A 15,975-nucleotide genomic window follows, 5' to 3' on the forward strand; every position below is an offset into this window, starting at 1 on the left:
AAAGGCAACTAGCCATGAGCATGATTGATGCCACCTAACGTGGTTCAATCTTAGACTAATCGCTAATACTATATTGATTTCACAAAACCGCTCAGTTTTTAAAACAGTCTGTTTCTCTACAATCATTGTAAAAAATTGGCTTTTGTTTCCTCAAGAGCATTTCACAATTTTTTTACTTCTTATAACATTTCATTAAGGTGGTTGTGCTTTCTCCAAAGCAAATTTTCATGCCGTATTTACTCGTCCCCCGGCATCTGGAGTTGTCCTATCTGTTTGCAAAACAGCTTAAACCACGCCAGATGTTTCCATACTAACGCAGCCTCCCCTCATTAGGTGAGCGGCAGTCCCCACAAGTTTCCAACTGATATCATCCTCGCACAGCTTATGCGGCCGTCACAAGCCATCAAACCCCTGCCCGGGCTTATTTTGATTTGATATATTTCGCAGCATTTCTGCTATGGCGTATCTCTCGTATGCTCGATTTCAGTTTTTGTTATAGGACAACTGAACCTATGCTATTTTCAATGTACAAAAAATAAACCTTATATAATATAAATAGGATTAGAATGGGATTATTTAGAAATCTTATAAAAATAAATAGATTATTTTAATTTAATAATTGAATACACCACAATAGATACAAGGAACAACATAGACAAACTCGACGACTGGGAAATTTATTTGAACAGTAATTGACATTAAAATATCAAGGTGGTATTATGTAAATGAATAATTCATTCAAAAGAAATGGAGGGTGGAACATGAGTGATCGCATAAAGTCAATCACAGACGCTGCAACGTATTTATTCTTACAGCAAGGCTATTCTAAAACACAGATTAGCCATATTGCAAAAGCTGTCGGTGTATCTGTTGGTACAATCTATCTCGATTTTGCCGGGAAAAAGGAAATCATGCACTTTGTCTTAAAATGTACCATAGACCCGGCATTTATCAATCAAAATTTTGAAAGACCTATTACAGATGATTTATTTGTCGGTTTGGAAAATGATATTATTGCTGTATTTGAAAAAATAGGAAGTGATTTTGCAAAGCACCTTGTGAACAAAGCAGCCGATTATGACCTTGAAACACTTGTGTCCGACGTTTTTGATATTCTTGCTCAATATGCAGTTGGTTGTCTATTCATTGAAAAAAATCAATTTGATTTCAAATTTTTAGCAGAGCATTACAGAGCGTACCGCAAAAAATTTCTAGAAACTATGACACAATATTTAACAGCCTTTGTTGAAAGCGGCAAGGTACGACCATTAGAGCAGCTTGAACTGACTACTACCTTGATTATTGAAATTTTATCATGGTGGGCTATGGATATACGGTACACGTCCTTTGAAACACAGGACATTCCCCCCGAACTCGCAAAAAAAATCTGCATAGACAATATTATATCTGCATATAAATCCTAAAAATTAGTGGGCAGTCAACTGCCCCTGATTTTTTACCACAATACGAATGAATAATTCATTTAGTAAGGAAGGAGAGGTTTTCATAATGAAAATGAAAAGAAAAATCATTAACGGTATGCTTATGGCGGCTTGCCTTTTTACCCTGTCGGGCTGCTCACACTCTACTCCTGCACAAGTGGCAAACGAGCTGCAATTTAATCTAAACGGTATTTCAGACGTAACTATCTCTTATGATGAAGAAAACGTTACCTTTTACCAATCAGAAAATGACGCGCTAATAATCAAGGAATATATGACTGAAAACAAAAGCCGCTATTATGCTGATGTGAAGCAAGACAGCGGAAGTATTCACGTTAGCGAGGGTGGAAAGCCATTCCTCAAAAGCAATTTTACTAGGTACATAGAAGTATATCTTCCACAGGAATATCAAGCAAATCTTACTGTTACAACAACTAACGGCAACATTGATATGTCTGATTTAGCCTTAGACTTAAACTCGCTTCGTATTGACAGCACCGCCGGAACAGTACAATTAGACGATGCCAACGCTTCCATTGTTCATCTGTCCTCTACAAGCGGAGAACTGGACTTGGGGAACATAACAGGCGAACAAATCAGACTTGATACCACTAGCGGTAAAGTGACTTGTGTGGAGCTTAACGGAGCTGTTACCTATACCTCTACAAGTGGTGATATTGTAGTGAAATCCGCTGTCGGTTCTGGAAGCTATCGGTCAAATAATTCCGGCAATCTAAAAGTAACTTATACAGAAGTGACAGGCGACCTATCATTTTTCAATAAGAATGGCGGTATCGAATTAACACTTCCGCAGGACTTAGAATTTGAGTTTGAAGCGACTACAAAAAACGGCTCTGTTTCTACATCATTTCAAGGAAGTATCAGCATTGACGGACGTACTACCCGTGGAACTGTCGGCAACACTCCCACCGCCACGGTAAAAACAGAAACCAACAACGGGAATATAACGGTGACGCAATGAAACAGCGGCTTTTTCCCATATTGATATTAGGTGTAGTCATTTTAGCCTGTATCGCGTTTTATTTTGGCGGCGGCTACACCGCATATAACCTTGCATACATTTTTTCCTTTGTGTTTCTGCTCTTTTACGCTATCTTTTCGGCTTCAACAATTTTGGAAAAAATAGCGCAGATTATTATATATGCACTTGTTATGGTAGTACAGATACTTTTCAATACCTTTATATTACGGAATTTATTTGAGGACAACGGTATAATTGGCTGTTTATGCCGATTACTTGGAATACTGTTTATCTTTATTCCTATTATTATTAAGCAGATATTCTTTTACAGGCGCAATGGTTTTCCCTTTTGCATATTAGGTGAATATCCGGCATTGACCTATTCCGAATTGTTGAGTAACAAAAATGAAATAGCTTCTAAAATTGAAAAGCTGAAAAGTACAGGACAGGTATTGTCTAAAGAGCATTTGCAGGAAATTTTACATGACTTGCCGCGCCACAGCTCATTTTCTTACATCAACAACGGAAGCCTTACAGCAGAGTATTTTCAAAAAGCTGCTGAAAGTTTTAATGACGGCTTTATTTATCTTGTCATTACACAGACAAAAAGTGCGTCAAGTGAAGTAATCGGACTGTTTACCAACAGGATATTTAACCATGTGTCACTTTCTTTTGACAGAGATTTGCAGACGATTATCAGCTATAACGGCGGCGAAAAAATCAAGCCACCCGGACTTAACCCTGAACTGCTTGAACATCTGACAGAGAAAACAGGCGCGTCAATTATGCTTTATCAACTTCCGGCGACCCGTCAACAGAAAAAAACCATGCTTGACAAGGTACAGGAAATAAACAACGAGGGAAGCGCCTATAACTTAATTGGATTGGTATTCAAATTCTCGCGGAAACCCAATATTATGTTCTGTTCACAATTCACATATACCATGTTGGAAATTGCAGGGCTGAATTATTTTGAACAGAAAGCCGCCCACGTCAGACCAACAGATTTTATAGAGCTTGACTATTACCGAAAGCTACAATTTGTAGACAGGATTGTTTTAGATAACGGAGATAATGCGTATGGAGAAGAAAACCCGTAAGCGAGTGATTGTTTATTGCATCTTATTTGTAGGGCTTATTGTAGGAATAACCGTTGTACTATTTCCCTATATTGATCGCCTGTCCGACCCTCAATCTCAGAATGCCATAGAAGCATTATTAGAAAAAAAGAGGGTTATGGGCCTCCTTGTAGTATTGGGTATTCAGATTTTACAAGTGGTTATTGCCTTTATCCCCGGTGAGCCGGTAGAGATTTTTTCCGGCGCGTTATATGGAACGGTGGGCGGGCTTCTTATCTGCTTGTCCGGGTGTATGATAGCTTCAACAATTATATTCGCCCTATCCAAACGGTACGGAAAGCCGCTTTTTTATAGCTTGTTCAGCAAGGAAAAAGTGCAGGGGTGGAAATGGCTGCAAGACAGCCGGAAATGTTCAATGGTGACGTTCATTCTGTTTTTAATACCCGGAACGCCCAAAGATATGCTTACTTACATTGTCGGCGTAACAGATATGAGTGTTTGGAAATTTATAGGCATATCCACGTTTGCCCGTATTCCCTCTGTCCTTTCCTCAACAATTATTGGCTCAACTATGCGGCAGGGGGAATGGAAAGTTTCTCTGATTGTATTTTTAGTCACGGGGATTATCGGGATAGTTGGGATTGGCTTTAAGGAACGAGTAATCCGTTTCTGTCAAAGCAGGGCAAACAAAGAGAAAAGGTTAACAGCAAAATGTGAGAGCTTGGATTTTGTCGAAGCAGCACACGGACACAAAGTATATCCTCTTATGTATTGCCACATGGAAGTTGAGGGAAATTTAGATATAAGCCGTTTGCGGTCTGCTATCGCCCGATCCTGTCAATATGTGCCGGAAATCCTCTACACCTACGATTTTACAAGAGGACGCTTTATTGATAAAGGCTTTACCGTGGACGATATCATTAGCCGCGCCTCTGTCCTGCTACAATGGGATTTAGGCAAAAAACCACAGTTGCAAATTGTGATGAATGGTGATGAAAATGAAATAACAATCGGCATGAGCCACATTCTGACTGACGGCGAGGGGTTTTTGCAATATCTATACTTGTTGGCTTCCCTTTATAACGGACAGCCACCCTCTTTTCCATTGGAGAATAGCAGAGATATTTCGCCTGTTTTGAGGAATGTCCATATTGGGCGACCAACGGAACAGACATGGCGACAACGGCACATTACCGTTCCACCTTTAAGGGCGGACAGCAACGGGAAACTGTATTTCTGTTTGCGTAGCCGTATTGGCCCTAAAGACTTTTCAGTTCTTTATAGCAAAAGTAAAAAACAAAATGTAACGCTCAATGACATATTTATTACAGCTTATGCCCGTGTAATATCCCGTTTGCATAAGATACATACCATTGTTATTCCCTGTCCGGCAGACTTGCGTGGATTTTCGTCTATGTCGGATAAATTGAGCATAGCAAACATGACGGGTATTTATAGAAAGATAGTTGTTGAAATTAAGCCGCAGCACTCTTTCCACGAAACCTTATTGCAAGTTCATATAGAAATGCAACTGCAAAAATCACGTTATCGTTGTTTTGTGGGTATACGCCCGTTAGACTATTTGTTTCACAAAATACCGCCCCCTGTTATGGCACAGATTATTAAATGGGCTTACCGATTATTCCCTGTTTCTTATACGAACTTCGGAAGAATAAATCATACAAAACTGTTCTTTGAGGGCTGCAAAATTAAAAGCTGCTATACAACGGGGGCGTACCGATTACCACCTGATTTTCAATTATCTATAAGCACATTTCAAAACGTGTGTACGCTAAACTGCACTTTAATAGGTCAAAATGAGGACAGTATGACCGGGCAGAACATTTTAGATGAAGTCAAGAACGAAATTTTAGAATGGGTGAACATGAACTAAATAACTATCAAACGCTGGCGACTAAGGGATAGCCAGTTAGTCGGTGGCTTTGATAAATTAAAGCCACCGTTTTCTTTTTGAAAAATTAGAGTACGGAGGGTGTGTTAAAGTTGCCCTTTTTAGGACACGGCGGTGTCAAGGACAAAAGATAGACGCTCTGCTCAGACTGTATTAGTTGATTTTAATATAGTAATCCCTCCATTTACAAGAGCATACCGAAAAAAGAGCTGCCAACCTTACCAACAACGCCATCCCAAAAAACAAGGCGGCGTTTTACAATAGGGGCACTTCTGATTAGTGTGGCCAGAAGCAATATGCTTCCTACGCCCCCTCATGGAAACAGATTCTGGTGCTTATATCCCCCAGCGCTATCATCTGCAAAACATAGGCTGGGCTTTATATCTGTCTATCAAATTTCACTATATCTTCATCTAAAATATAATTTACCGTGCCAAGATATTCTCCTTCTCCATATCTTGGTATTGTTATATTTTTTCTTTTTACAACCTCCCTATACCATTTAACCGCAGTCGGAGAAGCAATATATCTTTTGAAATCATCGATGGTTGGTTGGCTATTTTCCCATATTTTCTCCTTTTTATAAATCTTCGATCCACTCCATATCTTTACATACTGGCCATTGTCAGAAAAAAACCTGATTAGAACGGACTCATCAACAATTCTTATGCCATCAATTTCCAGCGATGTAAAGCTATCTATATTCGTGCAGACCAATTGAATAATCCGTTCTTCCGGATAAGGTTCAGGAGGAAGAAATCCATTGGTTATATCTCTAATCAAGGCCCAATCCCTTAATAAAACTTGCTTTCTTAGTTTAAGCTGTTTTATGGCCTTCTTTATCTCTTGGCGGTCTTCATAGTAACGTTTGGGATCATAGGGGGTCACCAGATGCTTTATTTCAATTATCACAACATGATTATCAAATAAAGCTATAACATCAAAATCTGTATTTCCTATAGAGGATTTAAATTCTATTTTATCTGCATAGACATTCCATAAGGAAGACTGCGACAATTTATTTCTTAAATAGGATTCATACTCATCTCCAATTGCCGCCCGCTTTATTTTATAATCCAGCATAATCTGCTCAAGCATTCGGGTGATATTAATTTGCCGAATCAAATTAGGGGCAAATAAAATCCTTTTACCACTTATTTGAACCAACGGTTTTGAGAATAAATCGCCCTCTTTCCCGCGTTGCGGATAATATATAAACCACTCCACCAGCTTAGCTGCTGTATTTAAACTCTTGCCATATAATCGTGAAAAACTTTTAATTAGCAAATCAATATCAACTACTGGACATAGATAATTAAACCGATCATGTTCAATCTCTTCCCAATTATGATTTAAGATATTTGAATAAATTTCGCTCATTGTCACCAAAAATTCATGCACTTCAAGGAAGTCATTCAATTCACCATATGGTAACGTTTGCCTTAAATAGGCTGGAAAAATATCCGTCTGCTTTATAATTTTCATTGTGCAGTTAGCAGATAAATTACAACGCAAGTAGACCTCCAATTCCAGTTCAAAAATGCTCTTCCACAAATCCAACTTTATTTTCTTGGCAAGGCGTATTATAAACTTATTCCCATTAATTATTCTATTTTGATTTGATATCAATAAATCAATACTATTTTGAAATCTTCTGGCCTCTCTGCGTATTCCTGCAACAAAATCAATCAGGCTCGCTTCATTGGAATTGGGCACAAAAACTGTAATATCATCATCTGTATCCGTTTTTCCAAGTTTAACCGAGTAATCCTTATATATATAAAGGGACCATAATCCGTTTATTAATTCACAAAAATTTGAATGATGAACGAACTTCATAATATCCGGACATTGCAAACATTGCTCATATGTTAGATTATCGCAAGGTTTTTCAAAATTACTGTCATAATAATATAAATAAGGAATTGAATAATCTATCAGCTCTATTAGATTTTCGCTATTCTGTGATGTTGAATATCTCATACCAGGATAGATTTCAGATTCTACATTTGCAACCAAATGCTTTATCCCTGTGATTGGCTTTTTACCATCTATGTTATTCAACTCAATACCAAGTTTATGCTGATCCTCAAAAAACGAAATTAATGCCCTCAATTGATAATCCAATGGATAATTCATAAATTCCGTCTTTTCTCTGGCAGCATTATTATTTTTCATGTTACTATAAATAGCCTCATAAGCCAACCCCAGTTCCATCATCATAAATCCAAAGTCTGTTTCATATTTTTCATCCATTGACATTATCATCTGTACTAAAGATTCTAAATCTGAATCTTTGTAATTATATGAAATTGGCGAGCCAAGAAGGTTGCGATACAATACAATCTTTTTAAATTTCTCCGGATTTCCTTGATATATGTTGTATAGTTCCTTAATGTCCATTTTAAACCACCTTTTAAATTACAATTTCAGCCATCTAATCATCTAACCCCATTATACAATATACCGAAATAAAAATACAGCAGTGTATATACTCTCATACATACACTGCTATATCATACAGAAAACTTTACCTAACTATAAACTTCTTTCACTACTTCCATTTTATCAGAATCGCGTCTGTATGTGAATATCATATCCGACAAAAATCCTTCTTCATCCGGACTATCAGAATTAACGCTAGCTATTAAACTGCGAATCTCCTCTGGCCGTATAATGCTGACAGGATGAATAACTGCATAATCATAGTTAAGGAATACAATATATAAATCTTCCCCTAAGATATCACTTAATTTTTTTGCTACTCCAGGAAGGAAAATTGAAACTGCTCCATTGAATATGACTTCATTTGTAACCCCAACCATATCATATCCAGCATCCTTTTGAAATATATCGGTATCCATAACAGAATATGCCTCAAGACCTGTCAACATAATTGGCGGAAATAAATTATATGTATTCGTAAATGCTTCTTTTATTACCTCTTCTTTTCCTTTATTCCATATCTCCAGGTACTCGGAACTCACAGCACTGCTTACATAGGCTCCATTAACAAAGCCAATATGAATATAGACAGTCAAAGCAATGTCACCAATTAAATCGTACATACCGTCTTTTAACTTTTCCATATGTTTTACATAATTAATCGGTCGAATAATCAGGTGACTTCGTATCTGCTCATAATCATCAGCGACTTCCAGCGGGCTGATTTTTCCAACTTCCCCAGCCTGTCTCAGTTTACTTTCCACTATTCTCAAAATATGTTTCAAATCCATTTTGTCAAATGCAAGTGCTTCATATAATTCCTGTGTATGGAAACTCAATTCGTAAGTTCCATTCATTTTTTTTCCTTGCTTGCTCACCACCAGTAAATCCAAGGTTCTCCCATTGTTCTGTGGTGTTGTCCTAAATTCTATACTCGTTCCATTCCATCCTTTTGTTACTTCGCGTATTTTCTGGCAAAGCGCCGCAATAAATTCTTCATATTTCATATAAGCCTCCATTTCATGCCACTATGGGCAACTATCTTTTTTCATATTTGTATAATAACTACGGAACAATGTCATTATGGTATCAAATCCTGCCTATGAGATTTTCCATCCATACATCATCAAAATTATAATTATATTTCTCTTTGAGCTCTTTAATAAGTTTAAGTTTTAGGGAAAACAAACTGTCGCTTAAGCTTTGGCAGCTATGTGTTGTATGACGCAAAAGAAAACAACTCTGTTTTAACGCTAAAATCTGAGTCACTAATTCTTCTATCGCAGGATTTGAATCTACAAAATCTTCCACATCTTCAATCCCATCATGCAACTCAAAATATTCCCAAGATGTATACACCGGATAGGGAATCAATCTTCCATCTATCCTGATATTTCTGTTAATATAGTCTCTCATCCCATATCCTCTTCTTATAAGAAATGGTACGGAAGCCGCCAGATATCATATGTCCCGGCGGCTTCCTGCCTATTTTTTATTTACTCTTCTGTTTCGTAAACATATATGTACACATTGTAGCTTCTCTTCCTATTTATAAGCTTCACATGAAAATTACAATATGTTCCCTCGCAGTACAAGTGATATTCCTTGTCTTCAGATGGCTCTGCTCCATAATACGCTCCAAGTTTCGGAATGTCGGAAATGCCCTTGCCAAGCTGTTCCTCCAAAATATACGCAGAGAATTTATTCATTTCCTGCACCATGTACTGGTTTCCATCCGTACCCTTTTGTGGAAACCACTTATTCCACCACTGATATCCATCATGGTCTGCACGGTTATATGCAATGAGGTGGTCTGGCTCCATCGAAAATTCTGCTTCTGTCATTAGAAGAAACTCATCCTCTCCAAAAATCAATTCCTGGCACCAATAGCAGTACCCTGACATCATTAATTCCCGTTCTTCTTCTGTTCGGTCCGGAAATAAGTTTTGGATATGCGGAGCCGGCAGGCCGCTTCCCCTACGATTAAAACGCGAGTTGCTGTACCAGCTGTATTTATCCATGTCCTCATCTGTAAGATAAATACTTGTAACGGTTCCACACATAGGGCATTGCTTCTCCACTTCAAAACGACCTTCAACCTCTTTTTTAGACATCTCGCGTGGAATATAAACATACTCATATTCATCAGTCACATTTTTATCATCGAAAAACGATAGTACCATTGGAGGTTCGCTGTCTTTTTCTATCACTGAAAACCTCTGATTCTCAAAATTCTTATAAATCGCTTTTTCCGCTGTTTCATTCTTAATATAGTAAAGCTTCTGTTTCATTTGTCGTATCCCTCCTTGATTTTATGCGGCCACAAGTTCGCCATTCTGACCGTCTGCTTCCGTTACCCCTGCATCCTCCATACACAAAGAAACTTCCATCAAATCAGCTTCCAGAACATCAGCTAAAGGCATGCCCGCAAGATGACCATGCCATACTTTCGCATTTTTCTTCCGCAGTTCTTTAAATTCTTCTACACGGAGACTTGCGCTTACTTTGGCCAGCCGGTAATCCTCCTCTGTTAATCGTGGCTGGATTGCCTTCTGCCATTTTTTTATAAAGCTGACAGCCTGATTAAAATCTACATTTTGTCGGTCACCGCTTGTACGCTTTTGACGGACAGTCCCGTCCGGTTCAAACTCCAATGTATAGAATGCCTTCTCTGGCTGATCTGCTTTTCTCAAAAATGCAATATAGCTTTCCCTTCTCTGTATCCGTTCATAATAGTCATCGCTGAATCGTATACAATGCCTGAGTGCCCTGCCCTCCTGTATAATATCCTCAATCCGATTTGGAATAAGAAGAACATACTTCTGATCTCTATACTCATACTTTTCTTTGATGGACTCGCAGATTGCATCCACGTCCGGATATACTTTTGCGATATCAACTGCCTGAAGCGTTATGTTTTTATCTTCACACAACTGGAGAACTTCATCATGACTTTCAACCAGATTTTTGGGCTTATAGAATATTTCCAATGTGATATCACGTTTCAGCCGTTTTGACATATTGAGATAATCCTGCCAGGTAGATAGAAGTTCCAGGGGAGGTCGGTTAGTTAATGCATACTGACGTTTCAGATAATTGCATATTCTTAATTCACTCATTCTATCCTGGATGAATTTTATATTCTCCGGTCGGATATCCTGTTCTTCAAAATAGCAAATTACTGAATCCACGATATTTTTGCGTTTTTTCTTTTCATACCGCATCCATATAAGAAACAATTCGCCCCCATCATTATTCCGCAACCGTCCCAAACGGTTTCCGTCTATTCCTAGCGACTTTGCCAAACTATGGGATTCTGACACCTCAATCCGACCCTTGAGTGCATCCAGCGTAAGGTGTTTTAGTCCTGCCTTGATAAAGCGTTCCAGATACGGGGCCTCAGCCAGGCCGCTAAGATAATCATTCGGACTTATTTTGTATCCGGTAGATATCAACTGCGGCAGACCTGTCCTGTTTAATATATGGCGGGACAGTGCTGGTACTGTACGTTTATACACAGCACCAGCATGGTTTAGTTTATAATCGTTGTATCCATAAAAAAACGAGTAACTGGGATAGCCTTTAATCCAGCGGTATCCTCTTTGTTTATACCTGCCATAGTAATACTGTGTGTCTGTTAGATTCTTATCATAAATAACTCTTCCGGTTTCATTACACATTATTTTTGGTGTTTTATACTCCCCTTTCTGATAAAATCGTTGTGCTGTAAACTGCCGGATTATAAGACCATCACCGTACTTTTGCGGTAAATAAACCTGTTCTTCTTTTGTACAAAGCCTCCCTGCTTTTCCCTTAGCTTTATACTGGATACGATGCCCGCAGCATATACAGGTACCATATGTATTATGTCTGGCTTTCTTCACTGGTACTATTTTCTCGCACCAGGTACAAAACCCCTCTTTCACATTTTTTGAATAGTCATAAAATATAAAATTCTCATTCAATCCATGTCTGTTTACCCAGCGAAGCCAATCTTTTGGAACATCGGGGACCAACTTCATCGCCGCCTCCCATAGAGATGTCTCTTTTTTATATCTATTCTCCAGACGCTCCTCCAGGATGGACTGCTGGTACTGGTAGATACCTTTCATACCTTTCTGGGTAACTCCCAGATATTCAGCCAATCTAATGTCTTCTTCTGGTGTTATGTAGGCACATGAATAACTGTAATAATGCGGAAATTCAAGAGCCTCCACACACGCGGTCCGCCACTTTCCCTTTACTGTATCCCAAGTGAGATACTCTCTTTTACTCTTATCAATGAAAATTTCATATAATGGTTTTTTACTTCCCAGCCGTAAATCCCTCGCCAAATAGATAGCAACCATCAAAATACCGTCACAAATTTTACTCTGCAGATATACCTCTCGCTGGAAGACAGGCTCAACTCTTTGCCACCCAATCTTTTTATTCTCCGGTATATCCTGTTCTGCCATACAAAGCATTTCATCTGTTGCATACAGATGTCCCAGCTTTTTCAGTCTTATTTTCTTCATGACTCTTATCCTGCCTTTCTTATTTTTCCATTGATGCTATACCAAGTATCTGGAAGAATCTCTTTTCCATCCACAGCATGTATTCCTATCTCTGTAATCTCGGACTGGCTTCTCACTTCCTTTGCAAATCCCAGAACATCTCCTATTGCGCCTTTGGCAACAGGATTCTCTCCTCTGACAATCACAATACCGTTTTTTGCCACGCCTTGATTCAGACACACAAGGTGATTATTTTTTCTAAATGGATGATCAAAAAGATATTTTAAGCTATGAGCCACAAATTCTCCTTTGTCCAGTTTCTTTATAAGCCTCAACCGGGTGCAGCTAATTTTGCTGTCATATGCATCCTCGTCAATATCACCATCAGCGACAACCATGTAATACACTGCCCTGTCCCAGTCCGGATAGTAGGATAAGCAGTCCAATGGGTTTTCAGCACAATGCATTCCATTTATTCCGCAATTTGCTTTATCCTCCTCATTCCACACGCCTAATCGATATTGGTATGTATTACCGTGGTTTGTACAAGTTAAATCCTTATCAAAGCCCTTAAATGCAATCAACATGGTCATTTCCTCCTTATTCAGCCAGGCCGTTCTCAAACAGAGAAACCTGGCCCTCAATCTGGTCTTTATTCTGGTCAGCCGCCTCCGTCTTGGCTGAAGAATGTTTTCCTTCCTTCTCAGATGCATTGCTGTTTGCTCCACCTGCTTTATTTTTCTTGGAAGCGTTGCGTTTCTTAGCGGTTTTGTTTTTGTTTCCCTTCGGAGTATTCATCTGCGCCGACAATCGTTTGTGGAAAGCCTCTTCTGCTTCCGTTCTTCTCTCGGCCTCCTTTTCGCGGTCATCCGTTAAATAATAATCCCGTACCCATTCAAAAACTTTGTCTTCCAAAACAGCCATGTTTGCATATCGGCCACTTTTTTTCACCTCATCGCTTACCATTTCATACGCCCGACTCATGATTGACTCAACACACCGCTGCAGTGTCTTGTGTTTCTGGAGCACCAGGTCAGCAAAATCGCTTTTATCACAGCACCTTATGAGATAGTTGCCGATAACATCCGTAAATTGAGGATCATTCAGATTAAACATTTCATCCAACAGCTTACTCCGGGCTGACATATAATCTTTCTGCGTCTCTCCTCCGTCTATCAGGAAATACCGCTTTCCAGAGAGGAACTCTTTCAAGTCCACTTCAGGAACCTTATATTTCCCGGCAAGATTTTTAAGCTCATCCTTTAGTCCCATTTGACGCAACTTACTGGCTGTCTCGTTAAAATCTTGAATATTCTTAACCTTTTTATATAATTTTTCTATCATTGTCATACTCCTTTAAATTCAGCCGGAGAATTCACCATTCCCCGGCTATACTGACTTTATGCAGCATTATCCATGCTATCCAACTCTTCATCTCCGGAACTTTCTGCCTGCTCCATCTTTCCTTCTCCTTTCCGCTCGTCCTCTTCCTGTTCCATCAACGCCAATAACGCCAAAATCATTCCCTTACACCAGCTATTGTTCCATTTATCAATGAACATCTGGATTTCTTCTACCACTTGTTCCCATTCCTCTTCAGTAAGTTCTCTGCCGCAATACTTCTTATAGAATCCATAGCTTTCCTGCATTGCGCTATTATAATCAACCAAAAGTGCCTGGTCCAAACCTCCAATCAGCGCCAGAAATAGTGGTTCCCCCTGGTAGACATCATCCAGCGATTCTAAAGGCAGCGGTTGAGTACCATTAAGAAACACAAACATATCATTGAACAGATTTTTTACTAACATAAGATGGTCCATTCTTTTCCTCCTTATGAAGCCTTCAAATCACCGATTCTTAACTGACCAACAATCTGCGGGCTATTTTTTTTCGATTTCCTATTTGATGGCCGGCACTTTCTTTTCAAAATACGCCTTTTACAGTTAGCCATGTCATCATACAGGCTTTCCTGGAAGCTCACTCTCTTCATCTGCAAGTAGGCATCTTCGCAAATCGCTTCTTCCAAACTTTGTACATGACACAAGAGACGGTAAGCCTCACTGTTTTCTTTGTCCTCATTATCCAAATGTTGGATATGGTCTGCTAACCATAAATAATCCTTATTATTTCGGTATTCTTCAAGCGCACGAATTGCGGTTTCTTTAATTTGCTGGCAATTCGCCATGTAATCCACATCCATAACCGGAGGAAGCGGAGCATAATAACATTCTGGGTAATCTGCCTCAACGAAGGTATTCTCAATCTGCCTCATCATTGCTTCTATTCCACTGCGAAGTCGATTTAAATATTCTCCGTCAGGCACATCCGCCTCCGGGCATCCCCTTATTTTCCACATATTCCACCGGTCATACAGAATTTGAAGCCTTTTCCCAAATTCGTCCGCCAACCTTTTATAGTCTGCCTCCTCCATCTTCCCTCCTTTCCAGTTTGGGCATACCAATGCTTCCAGTTTCTCATCGCTGATAATAAAGCCGCATATAAACCCACTTCTTTGTACGGTGCAGCCATAACGGTAGCGTCCACTCAGCCTTCCTTCTGTTTCCTCTTTTTTATTCAGATCAATATTGTGGCAGTTCCTACACGATTGTTTTTTCATTTGGTCCTCCTTCTTTCGTTATACGTACATTACGGCCGTATTGGGTGCTTACGTGCAATACGTTTTACTCCACTCATTGATGCCTTTTACGAACCCAGTGAAGTGACTAAGCCGCCATGTCGATAAAATCCTTTAGCTCCATCTGACCTGCAACCTGTTTATCTGTTTTTTCATTTCCATACATCCACCAGCGGAACACACTCTCACCATCCTTCCAGTTTCCCTTAGATTTACCACTGGCGGTACGCGCCTTTACCATACGGTCAAAAGCTCGTATGTAAGCATCGCGGTACTTGGGATATCGCTCAAATTCCCGTTCCCGGCTTCTTATGCTTGCCAGAGGGCAACCGATGCACCCAATCCTACAAAAGCCTTGGTCATACAGACAGCAATAAGGCACCTGATACTTACGGATAAAGTACCAGATGTCCTCCTCTGTCCAGTCGATGATGGGATTTAATATTCTTTTTCCCTTCAAGCTGCATATTTCTAATTTTCTACGATCTTCCTCGTTATCACAATTTAGATAAATAGCCCCTTTCTTCTTATGAATCTCTAAGAAATCCCGGTTGGCTCTTTTCCTGCTTTCTTCCCAGCGGACTCCGGTCACCGTAAAGGCTCCCTCGCCCCCTCCTTCTTTCAGCACTTCACAACAGTAGCGTGCTGTACGCAGCGGCGGCATCTGCTTCTTGACAATCAAATCCCACATGGTCAGCTCCGGATACTCAACCTTGACATCTGGAAATGCCTCCCGTATAAACCACACCAGCTCCGGAGGATCTACTGTTGTCAAATGATAATGTGCCTGAAACTTCACATGAGCCATCTTTGCAAGCACATAAAGCACAACACTGTCTTTTCCGCCGCTGAAGGCAAGGTAATAACCATCCTTATGATACCGGACCGCAGCATCTTCAAACATCTGAAACAACTGGATTGCCCGTTTTACCTTATCTGAAAAATCATCAAAAAGTCTGTATTGTTCCATTCTCTCCCGTCCTT

14 protein-coding genes are annotated in these 15,975 nt (G+C 39.5%); 4 read left to right on the forward strand and 10 right to left on the reverse strand.

The window, feature by feature from the left end; all coding sequences use genetic code 11:
- Positions 1 to 761 precede the first annotated feature (761 nt).
- From H8S80_RS15155 to H8S80_RS15170, 4 genes are all read left to right on the forward strand, one after another.
- Positions 762 to 1,424: a TetR/AcrR family transcriptional regulator gene (locus H8S80_RS15155; protein ID WP_039892475.1), complete on the forward strand. Its 663-nt coding sequence runs from the start codon at positions 762 to 764 to the stop codon at positions 1,422 to 1,424.
- An 85-nt stretch (positions 1,425 to 1,509) separates the two neighbouring features.
- The gene (locus tag H8S80_RS15160) at positions 1,510 to 2,424 is read left to right on the forward strand and encodes a DUF4097 family beta strand repeat-containing protein (protein WP_039892478.1); all 915 of its coding nucleotides are present in this window, start codon (positions 1,510 to 1,512) and stop codon (positions 2,422 to 2,424) included.
- Positions 2,421 to 3,524: a hypothetical protein gene (locus H8S80_RS15165; RefSeq protein WP_006775573.1), complete on the forward strand. Its 1,104-nt coding sequence runs from the start codon at positions 2,421 to 2,423 to the stop codon at positions 3,522 to 3,524. The genes H8S80_RS15160 and H8S80_RS15165 overlap by 4 nt, the downstream gene beginning before the upstream one ends.
- A complete protein-coding gene (locus H8S80_RS15170; RefSeq protein WP_006775574.1) occupies positions 3,505 to 5,397 on the forward strand; it encodes a VTT domain-containing protein in 1,893 nt (630 codons plus the stop codon). Before H8S80_RS15165 ends, H8S80_RS15170 begins: the two co-directional genes overlap by 20 nt.
- A gap of 396 nt (positions 5,398 to 5,793) precedes the next feature.
- Here the strand turns inward: H8S80_RS15170 and H8S80_RS15175 are convergent, their stop codons facing one another.
- The 10 genes from H8S80_RS15175 to H8S80_RS15220 all read right to left on the reverse strand — a co-directional run bounded on the left by H8S80_RS15175 (position 5,794) and on the right by H8S80_RS15220 (position 15,961).
- Positions 5,794 to 7,818, reverse strand: coding sequence for an NERD domain-containing protein (locus tag H8S80_RS15175; protein ID WP_117632904.1), 2,025 nt, complete (start codon positions 7,816 to 7,818; stop codon positions 5,794 to 5,796).
- 131 nt (positions 7,819 to 7,949) lie between these two features.
- Positions 7,950 to 8,867, reverse strand: coding sequence for a DUF5688 family protein (locus H8S80_RS15180; RefSeq protein WP_117632903.1), 918 nt, complete (start codon positions 8,865 to 8,867; stop codon positions 7,950 to 7,952).
- An 82-nt stretch (positions 8,868 to 8,949) separates the two neighbouring features.
- Positions 8,950 to 9,276: a hypothetical protein gene (locus H8S80_RS15185; protein WP_006775577.1), complete on the reverse strand. Its 327-nt coding sequence runs from the start codon at positions 9,274 to 9,276 to the stop codon at positions 8,950 to 8,952.
- Between the two features lie 80 nt (positions 9,277 to 9,356).
- The gene (locus tag H8S80_RS15190) at positions 9,357 to 10,151 is read right to left on the reverse strand and encodes a hypothetical protein (RefSeq protein ID WP_006775578.1); all 795 of its coding nucleotides are present in this window, start codon (positions 10,149 to 10,151) and stop codon (positions 9,357 to 9,359) included.
- Positions 10,152 to 10,172: 21 nt separating this feature from the next.
- Positions 10,173 to 12,377: a PcfJ domain-containing protein gene (locus H8S80_RS15195; protein ID WP_117632902.1), complete on the reverse strand. Its 2,205-nt coding sequence runs from the start codon at positions 12,375 to 12,377 to the stop codon at positions 10,173 to 10,175.
- Between the two features lie 5 nt (positions 12,378 to 12,382).
- On the reverse strand, positions 12,383 to 12,943 hold the full coding sequence (locus H8S80_RS15200) for a DUF7666 domain-containing protein (RefSeq protein ID WP_039892441.1): 561 nt from the start codon (positions 12,941 to 12,943) through the stop codon (positions 12,383 to 12,385).
- Between the two features lie 13 nt (positions 12,944 to 12,956).
- The gene (locus H8S80_RS15205) at positions 12,957 to 13,700 is read right to left on the reverse strand and encodes a Cas9 inhibitor AcrIIA9 family protein (RefSeq protein WP_117632901.1); all 744 of its coding nucleotides are present in this window, start codon (positions 13,698 to 13,700) and stop codon (positions 12,957 to 12,959) included.
- A 56-nt stretch (positions 13,701 to 13,756) separates the two neighbouring features.
- Entirely contained in the window at positions 13,757 to 14,176 is a 420-nt protein-coding gene (locus tag H8S80_RS15210) for a hypothetical protein (protein WP_006775514.1), read from the reverse strand.
- An 11-nt stretch (positions 14,177 to 14,187) separates the two neighbouring features.
- Positions 14,188 to 14,973: a hypothetical protein gene (locus H8S80_RS15215; protein WP_006775513.1), complete on the reverse strand. Its 786-nt coding sequence runs from the start codon at positions 14,971 to 14,973 to the stop codon at positions 14,188 to 14,190.
- A gap of 106 nt (positions 14,974 to 15,079) precedes the next feature.
- Positions 15,080 to 15,961 carry a phosphoadenosine phosphosulfate reductase family protein gene (locus tag H8S80_RS15220; RefSeq protein ID WP_006775512.1) on the reverse strand — a complete coding sequence of 294 codons (882 nt, stop codon included), beginning with the start codon at positions 15,959 to 15,961 and terminating at the stop codon, positions 15,080 to 15,082.
- Positions 15,962 to 15,975 lie beyond the last annotated feature (14 nt).

The sequence above is a fragment of the Hungatella sp. L36 genome, from assembly GCF_014288035.1.

Bases quoted from the DNA above. Each gene is read 5' to 3' on its own strand.
- H8S80_RS15155 (WP_039892475.1), top strand. From the start codon at position 762: ATGAGTGATCGCATAAAGTCAATCACAGACGCTGCAACGTATTTATTC.
- H8S80_RS15160 (WP_039892478.1), top strand. From the start codon at position 1,510: ATGAAAATGAAAAGAAAAATCATTAACGGTATGCTTATGGCGGCTTGC.
- H8S80_RS15165 (WP_006775573.1), top strand. From the start codon at position 2,421: ATGAAACAGCGGCTTTTTCCCATATTGATATTAGGTGTAGTCATTTTA.
- H8S80_RS15170 (WP_006775574.1), top strand. From the start codon at position 3,505: ATGGAGAAGAAAACCCGTAAGCGAGTGATTGTTTATTGCATCTTATTT.
- H8S80_RS15175 (WP_117632904.1), bottom strand. From the start codon at position 7,818: ATGGACATTAAGGAACTATACAACATATATCAAGGAAATCCGGAGAAA.
- H8S80_RS15180 (WP_117632903.1), bottom strand. From the start codon at position 8,867: ATGAAATATGAAGAATTTATTGCGGCGCTTTGCCAGAAAATACGCGAA.
- H8S80_RS15185 (WP_006775577.1), bottom strand. From the start codon at position 9,276: ATGAGAGACTATATTAACAGAAATATCAGGATAGATGGAAGATTGATT.
- H8S80_RS15190 (WP_006775578.1), bottom strand. From the start codon at position 10,151: ATGAAACAGAAGCTTTACTATATTAAGAATGAAACAGCGGAAAAAGCG.
- H8S80_RS15195 (WP_117632902.1), bottom strand. From the start codon at position 12,377: ATGAAGAAAATAAGACTGAAAAAGCTGGGACATCTGTATGCAACAGAT.
- H8S80_RS15200 (WP_039892441.1), bottom strand. From the start codon at position 12,943: ATGTTGATTGCATTTAAGGGCTTTGATAAGGATTTAACTTGTACAAAC.
- H8S80_RS15205 (WP_117632901.1), bottom strand. From the start codon at position 13,700: ATGATAGAAAAATTATATAAAAAGGTTAAGAATATTCAAGATTTTAAC.
- H8S80_RS15210 (WP_006775514.1), bottom strand. From the start codon at position 14,176: ATGGACCATCTTATGTTAGTAAAAAATCTGTTCAATGATATGTTTGTG.
- H8S80_RS15215 (WP_006775513.1), bottom strand. From the start codon at position 14,973: ATGAAAAAACAATCGTGTAGGAACTGCCACAATATTGATCTGAATAAA.
- H8S80_RS15220 (WP_006775512.1), bottom strand. From the start codon at position 15,961: ATGGAACAATACAGACTTTTTGATGATTTTTCAGATAAGGTAAAACGG.